The following is a 7,927-nucleotide window of genomic DNA, read 5'->3' on the forward strand; positions in this document are numbered from 1 at the left end:
AATTATAATTATCAACAGTGTTGTAGCCGCAATTTTTATTGATTTACCCCTTCATTTAGAGTTTTGCTGGCAAAACGTCTGTATTTTAGCCCAATGTGGGCTTATTCCTCTGGGCTAGTCGTATGTTGCGACATGTGTTGATTGAACATGATACGGACGATCGACGAATTTAATTTACCTGAGCTGGGTAATGATCATTTTATTACTCGAATTTTCTGTTGATGATTGCATTAGACGTGATGGGGAAATGCCCGCGCAAATAACAAATGATGAAACCCATGTTTATTGAAAAAATAAAGTCGGCTTGGCCAGGTGATATGTTGAAGCGCGTGCGCATGTCACACTTAACTCTGTCTAAGCTACAGCGCCATTTAGGTAAGGTTATGATTCTGATACCGATGTTGCTGCTGATTCTCTACTTGTTAATTTTTAGCCAATCACGCTATCTCAGTGAATCTAAAGTCGCCATCAAACATTCCAACGATATCAATGGCAGTAATCTGAATGTCGCTTTGCTGATGGGTGCTGGCAACCCTAGTTCTGCGGAAGATGCCTTATATCTGAAGGAATATATTAATTCTCCTGATATGTTGGCGGTCTTGGATAAACAGCTCGATTTTCGTCAGGCATTCGGCCATAGCGGTTGGGATTTTTTCTATCATTTGTCAGATAGTGCCACTCGCGAGCAATTCCTTAATTATTACCGTAACCGTATCTCCGTTTCTTACGATGACAAAACCGGTTTGCTCACCATTGGTACTCAAGGATTCTCGCCTGAATTTGCTCAACGGTTCAATCAGGCTGTTTTGAAAGAATCCGAAAGATTTATCAATGAGATCTCACACCGCATTGCCCGCGAGCAGTTGCTGTTTGCCGAAAACGAAATGCAGGAAGCACGCGTTCGTTTGAACAGCAGCAAAACCGAACTACTCACTTACCAGAACAGCAATAATATTCTTGACCCTGAAGCTCAGGCTTTGGCTGCCACTACGTTGATTAATACCTTGGTTAGCCAACGTATTCAGATGGAAGCGGAATTGCGTAACCTACTGACTTTTCTCCGTGAAGATGCACCTCAGGTCATCAGTGCGAAGAACGCACTCAAGTCGCTCTCCAGCCAGATTGATAATGAAAAAAGCAAAATTACTGCGCCCGATGGTCACAAATTGAACCGTATGGCGGTAGATTTTGAAGAGATTAAAGCCAAGGTACAGTTCGATACTGATATCTACAAATTGACCCTGACATCGATTGAAAAAACCCGTGTTGATGCGGCAAGAAAACTGAAAATGTTGTCAGTGATCAGCTCTCCTCAGCTACCGCAGGAGTCAAAGTTCCCCAACAGTTTGTATCTGCTTATCAGTTGGTTACTGGTATGTTGCTTACTTTTTGGTACTGTCAAATTATTGCTGGCGGTGGTTGACGATCATAAAGATTGACGCCGTTTTAACGCTATTTCTAGCTTGTCGGAATGACACCGCAGGCAGTAACTCAGAGCATGCTATGAAATTATTGAAATCTGTTCTTCTGATTATTGCCATACAGGCAACACCCGCTCAGGCCGTTGATCTGAATGCCGATCCAAATATGACCGGGGCCGCACCGTTACCGTCGATTATTTCAGGTCAAAGCCAGAGACCTTATAGCGATAGCCAGTTTGACGATACCCCCCCTCCGGTGATCCCGGTGGTGATGAGCCGGATGTTTGGCGCGCAACTCTTTACCTCGGTCTCGGCGGCAGATAGTGGTTCCAGTATCGGTTTCAATCCAAACTACGTAGTGAGTTTGGGGGATCAGATTCAGGTACGGTTATGGGGCGCATTTAACTTTGAAGGTGCGCTGAGTGTGGACCCGAAAGGCAATATCTTCTTGCCAAACGTTGGCCCGCTGAAAGTAGTTGGCATCCCGAATAGCCAGATCAACAGTGTGGTGACTGCCAAAGTCAAACAGGTCTATCAGTCGAATGTGAATGTCTACGCCTCTTTATTACAGGCCCAGCCGGTCAAAGTGTTTGTCACCGGTTACGTTAATAACCCCGGATTGTACGGCGGGGTGGCATCTGACTCGTTACTCTCCTATCTCAGTAAAGCCGGTGGTGTCGATACTCAGAGAGGCAGCTATGTGGATATCAGCATCAAACGTGGTAACCGCGTGCGCTCACAGGTTAATTTGTACGACTTTCTCCTCAACGGCAATTTGGGGCTATCACAGTTTGCTGACGGCGATACCATCGTAGTCGGCCCACGCCAGCACACTTTCAGTGTCGAAGGCGAAGTGTTCAACAGCTATGACTTTGAATTCCGCAACAGCACGATTCCAGTGAGTGAAGCGCTGAGTTGGGCGCGCCCTAAACCAGGGGCCACACATATGACCATTATCCGCCAGCAGGGTACGATTAAGCGCAGTGAATACTATCCACTTAGCTCTGCACCGGGGCGTTCATTACAAGATGGCGATAAGCTGATTATCAGCACTGATCGCTACTCAGGAACCATTCAGGTTCGGATCGAAGGGGCACATTCCGGCGAGCATGCCATGGTACTGCCTTATGGTGCGACTATGCGTCAGGTTCTGGCAAAAATCCGCCCTAATAGCATGTCGCAAATGGACTCGATCCAACTGTATCGCCGCTCGGTCGCGCTGCGTCAGAAAGAGATGCTTGACCTGTCACTGCAAAAACTCGAAGAAGCCTCTTTATCAGCACAGTCTTCCACTTCAGAAGAGGCCCGTCTGCGAATGCAAGAAGCGCAGCTTATCAGTCGCTTTGTTACCAAAGCCCGCAACGTGGTACCTAAGGGTGAGGTGGTGCTCAACGAAAGTAATCTTGATCAGGTGATTCTGGAAGACGGTGACATGATTAAGATCCCTGAAAAGACCTCGCTGGTCATGATCCATGGCGAAGTGATGTTCCCGAATGCGGTGAGTTGGCAGAAAGGTCTTAGCCCGGATGATTACATTACCAAGGTTGGCGGTTACACACAAAAAGCCAGTAACACCAAAGTCATTCTGATTAAACAGAATGGTGAAGCACTGAATGCTGAAGACGTCAAAACGCTACAACCGGGTGACGAACTGATGGTATTACCGAAGTTTGAATCGAAGAACATTGAAGTGACGCGGGGAATTTCGACCATTCTTTACCAGTTGGCAGTTGCAGCTAAAGTGGTGCTAACACTCTGATGATAGGCATCTTTTCGGCAGGGATTTATCGTATCGAGCATCTGGAAAACTTTCTGGCTGAACCCTGCTGCAAGCTTTCATCGTTGCGCTCAATTCCACCGCAGATAAGTGCGGTGGCGGTGTGGGGCCATCGTCCAAGTGGTGATAAAGCGGTTGCGTTGGCGCGAGCTTCCAGCTTGCCTGTTGTTCGTCTTGAAGACGGTTTTATCCGCTCGTTGGGGTTGGGTGTGTCAGGTTGCCCGCCACTGTCGATGGTAGTGGATACTCAGGGTATCTATTACGACGCCAGCCGGCCAAGCTCGCTGGAAAGGCTGATTCTTGACCGGGCCGGCAACCAGCCACTTTATGCTGATGCGCATGAGGCAATGCAGTTGATTGTTGATGCTGACCTGTCGAAATATAACCTGGCTCCGGCATTCAGCGGCGCGCCTGCGCAGGGTGACGCGGTATTGGTCGTGGACCAGACTTTTGGTGACATGGCGGTTAAATACGGCAATGCCGATGCGGCAGACTTTGAGGCAATGTTGGATGCCGCGCTGAATGAAAATCCACAGGCTGAGGTTTGGCTGAAAATTCATCCCGATGTTTTACAGGGCAAGAAAGCCGGCTACTTCAGAGCAATACCAAAAAACCCACGCATTAAGTTGCTGGCAGAAAATGTCAGCCCGCAGTCGTTATTGCGCCAGGTCAGTCGTGTGTATGTGGTGACCTCGCAATATGGTTTTGAAGCACTGCTGGCGGGTAAATCCGTCACTGTATTTGGTCAACCCTGGTATGCCGGTTGGGGATTGACTGACGATCGCCACCCGCAAGCTGATGGGTTATCGGCACGACGTGGGCAGGCCAGTTTGTTGGATTTATTCAGCGCCGCCTATTTGCGCTACAGCCGGTATATCGATCCCTGTAGTGGCCAGCCGGCGACATTATTTGCTGTGTTAGACGGCCTGTTGATGCAAAAAAACCATCAACTACAACGCCAGGGTCAGTTATGGGCACCAGGGTTAACACTTTGGAAACGAAGCATTTTTTTACTTTTTTTAAAGACCACACTGAACAACGTCTCTTTCAGAGAAGGTAAAACATCGAATACAGCCTGTGTGGTGTGGGGCAATAAAGGCGAACAGCGCTGGCAAGCAAAGGCTCAGTCGCAAAAAGTACCGGTATGGCGTATGGAGGATGGGTTTATACGTTCATCGGGGCTGGGTTCTGACTTGCATCCGCCGCTGTCGCTGGTGTTGGATAAAAGCGGTATTTACTACGATGCCACCCGGCCAAGTGATCTTGAGTCGTTACTCAACAGCAGCCAGTTAACCGACCTACAGCGAGGGCGGGCCGTAAAGCTTCGCCAGCGATTGGTCAGTGACAAAATCAGTAAATACAACATTGGTGCGCCATTCAGTGTGCCGCCGCAAGCCAGTGGCAAACGTATTCTGCTGGTGTCAGGTCAAGTGGAGGATGATGCATCCATTTTGACCGGAACTATCAGTATTCGTACCAATAGTGAACTGCTGAAAACGGTGCGCCAGCGTAACCCGGACGCTTTCATTATTTATAAGCCGCACCCGGACGTGTTGGTTGGCAATCGGCAAGGGCATATTCCTGCGGCTGATATTGCGCGTTGGGCTAACACTCAGGCGCAGGATGCCGACATCATCCAGTGCATTCAGGCGGCGGATGAGTTGCATACCTTGACGTCGCTTTCCGGTTTTGAAGCGCTGCTGCATGGGAAGCAGGTATTTTGCTACGGCATACCCTTTTATGCCGGCTGGGGGCTGACACAGGATGAACATCGTTCACCGCGCCGGTACCGCACATTGAAGCTCGATGACTTGGTATATCAGGCGTTGATCGCTTATCCGACCTATGTTGACCCCCTCCGGCGCGAAGCAATAACCGCAGAACGGGCGTTAGACATTTTGGCGGCTCAGCCACGTGCTGAAATGCAATTTAGCAAAAAAAAATCGGGCAGGATTATGCGTAATTATAGAAAACTGCTCATGTTAACTAAAGTGACAATGAATTTATAAATCAGTCTGTTAAATAATAATGGTGACGTGTTTATGCTTACAGATTGCCGTGCACTGACAACACTTCTTGCTGGGAAGAAGTACCTACTGTTACAAGGCCCGATGGGACCTTATTTCAGTGATACCGCTGAGTGGCTTGAATCTCAGGGGTGCGAAGCGGTGAACGTGGTATTCAACGGCGGTGACAAGTTTTATTGCCGTAAGCGTGACTATTTGGTGTTCAGGCAGACGCCGAAAGAGTTCCCCACCTGGTTGAAAGATACCTGGCAAGATTACCACTTCGACACTATTTTGTGTTTTGGTGATTGCCGCCCGCTACACCAAGTTGCCAGGCTCTGGGCGCAAACCAAAGGGGTGCGTTTTCTGGCGTTTGAGGAGGGATATCTTCGCCCGCATTTTATTACCCTCGAAGAGGGCGGGGTGAATGCGTTTTCCGCCTTGCCACGTAATCCTGATTTTTACCGTAAGTTGCCAGAAATTAAAGCTCCGGTCGCCAAAAAACTGACATCGTGCTTTAGTCTGCGGGTGCGCCGCTGTATAGGTTATTATCTGGCTGGCTGGTTTTACCGCCATCAATTCCCGCAATATCGTCACCATAAATCCTTCTCGCCGTGGTACGAAGCACGTTGCTGGATACGTGCTGCCGCGCGTAAACAATGGTATCGATTCTTGCAACGAAAAGTATTGAACCAACTACAAGGCGAGCTTGACCAGCGCTACCATCTGGTGGTTTTACAGGTCTACAATGATAGCCAGATTCGCAACCACAGCCCGTACAATGACGTGCGTGATTACATCAATGACGTGATGTATTCATTCTCAAAAAAAGCTTGTAGCGACCAGTGGTTAGTTATCAAACATCACCCTATGGACCGGGGGCATCGCCTGTACGGGCCATTAATCCGTAAACTGGGTAAGCAGTACAACATCAGTGAGCGCATCAAATATGTGCATGACTTGCCAATGCCGGAATTACTGACTCACGCCAAGGCGGTGATCACGATTAATAGCACTGCCGGGTTATCAGCACTGATCCATAATAAACCGTTGATCGTGATGGGAAACGCCCTGTATGACATGAAAGGGTTAACGTTTCAGGGACACCTTAATCAGTTTTGGCAGTCTGATTTCAAGCCCGATATGAAGTTATTCAAAAAATTCCGGTTGTATATACTGAGAAACACCCAGATTAACGCGGTTTATTATGGTGATAATCAGCTTGAACTGATACCTATGGTAAAGACCGAATATAAAGACGAATATTACCGGATCCCGGTTTAGTGAGTTTTGGGGATACTTTTCAGGATGGGGCGGAGAAATGATTATTGCTAATGCCGATAAATAATACAGATAACACTGCTGTAACCATTTCCCGATTGTTGTTGCGTTGTCGCCTCGGGTTAATATTAACCTTAGCCATCTCATTCACTTTATCTTCACAAGCTGCTCAACTGCCATGCTATTTGCCTGATGCTACCGAGTTACAAGGTAATATCAGTTTGCAGCCGCACTGTATTTATCGTCAATCCCTACTGATATCGCACAGTAATACTCATCTCGACTGTCAAGGGGCTACGCTGGAAGGGGATAATCATCTGCCCTTTGGCATAATGGTCAATAGCAAAGGCAGCCCACTGAAAAATATCAGCATCAAAAATTGCCATATCCGCAACTTTAGTCGCAGTGGTATCCGCATTACCTCTAATATTCCGGCTAATCAACTTAGCACCGATCACCAGATTAATTATCACCGAACGCCGACGGCTATTCTTATCGACGCGGTGGTAGTGACCGGCAGTGGGCGAGTGGGCATCTATTTTGATGACTACGTGACAGACTCCACACTCAGTAATTCTACTGTTCAGCAGTCTTATATGTCGGGAATATATCTGGAACACTCATCACGTTACAACCGGATTATTAATAACCGTATAGTGAATAATGGTCACGAGAGTTTTGGACGGGGCAAGCGAGAAGGATTAGCGGTGGATTCATCTGCCAATAATCTGATCGAGGGAAATCTATTTGAAGGCAATGGTGCGGGTGGCGTGTTTTTGTATAAGAACTGCGGCGAGCATTACAGTAGTGGAAAATCGGTTATCCGCTGGCAACACAGCGACAACAATATTATCCGCAATAACACTTTTACCCACGAGCAGGTCGGCATTTGGCTAGCTTCCCGCCAAAGCAGAGATCTCTCTGGTTTTGATTGTGGTGATAACCCCAAAGATAATTCTGGTAAGTACTTTGCTGATTACGCCAATAACAATGTGCTGGAAGGGAATAAATTTATTGGTACTCAGGTAGATATTAAAGATGAGGGGGTGGGGAATAGGGTGGGTGAGTGAGGTTGTGGTCTCTTATAGCCACATGGCTATATTGCTAGCATTATGGCAATAAAAGTAATGAAATTCTGTGTTGTTCATTAATCACACAAGGAAAGATCTGGACCAGTAAATATATATCTAATGTACTAATCATTAGGACAATACAGTACCTATCGATAATTTCACATTTCACATTTCACATTTCACATTTCACATTTCACATTTCACATTTCACATGTAGGATGCTTTTGTAACCACTCAGCTAAGTATTGCCAAAAATTGAATATCTTTCTAGCAGGGAGTATAGATCAGAACAACAGTTAAGATCAGAAAGAGCATATTGTAGTAATAGTGATATTTCTCTCAGTACTGGCATTAGTAATAGCTTATTAG

Annotated in this window: 5 protein-coding genes; all 5 read left to right on the top strand. The window is 47.0% G+C overall.

The annotated features are described in order from the left end of the window. The first annotated feature begins 266 nt into the window (after positions 1 to 266). The 5 genes from V2A85_RS20225 (at position 267) to V2A85_RS20245 (ending at position 7,555) form a co-directional block, all read left to right on the top strand. Positions 267 to 1,439, top strand: coding sequence for a capsule biosynthesis protein (locus V2A85_RS20225; protein WP_372559591.1), 1,173 nt, complete (start codon positions 267 to 269; stop codon positions 1,437 to 1,439). A 64-nt stretch (positions 1,440 to 1,503) separates the two neighbouring features. Continuing rightward, positions 1,504 to 3,180: a polysaccharide biosynthesis/export family protein gene (locus V2A85_RS20230; RefSeq protein WP_372559590.1), complete on the top strand. Its 1,677-nt coding sequence runs from the start codon at positions 1,504 to 1,506 to the stop codon at positions 3,178 to 3,180. Then, positions 3,180 to 5,207, top strand: coding sequence for a capsular polysaccharide biosynthesis protein (locus V2A85_RS20235; protein WP_420072196.1), 2,028 nt, complete (start codon positions 3,180 to 3,182; stop codon positions 5,205 to 5,207). The genes V2A85_RS20230 and V2A85_RS20235 overlap by 1 nt, the downstream gene beginning before the upstream one ends. 33 nt (positions 5,208 to 5,240) lie before the next feature. Further along, on the top strand, positions 5,241 to 6,488 hold the full coding sequence (locus V2A85_RS20240; RefSeq protein WP_420072197.1) for a capsule biosynthesis protein: 1,248 nt from the start codon (positions 5,241 to 5,243) through the stop codon (positions 6,486 to 6,488). A gap of 50 nt (positions 6,489 to 6,538) precedes the next feature. Continuing rightward, positions 6,539 to 7,555 (top strand): right-handed parallel beta-helix repeat-containing protein, encoded by a 1,017-nt coding sequence (locus V2A85_RS20245; RefSeq protein WP_420072198.1) that lies wholly within the window; start codon positions 6,539 to 6,541, stop codon positions 7,553 to 7,555. Positions 7,556 to 7,927: the final 372 nt, after the last annotated feature.

Origin of the sequence: Yersinia sp. 1252 StPb PI (genome assembly GCF_048593885.1) — a bacterium.
Lineage (GTDB): Bacteria > Pseudomonadota > Gammaproteobacteria > Enterobacterales > Enterobacteriaceae > Yersinia > Yersinia enterocolitica_E.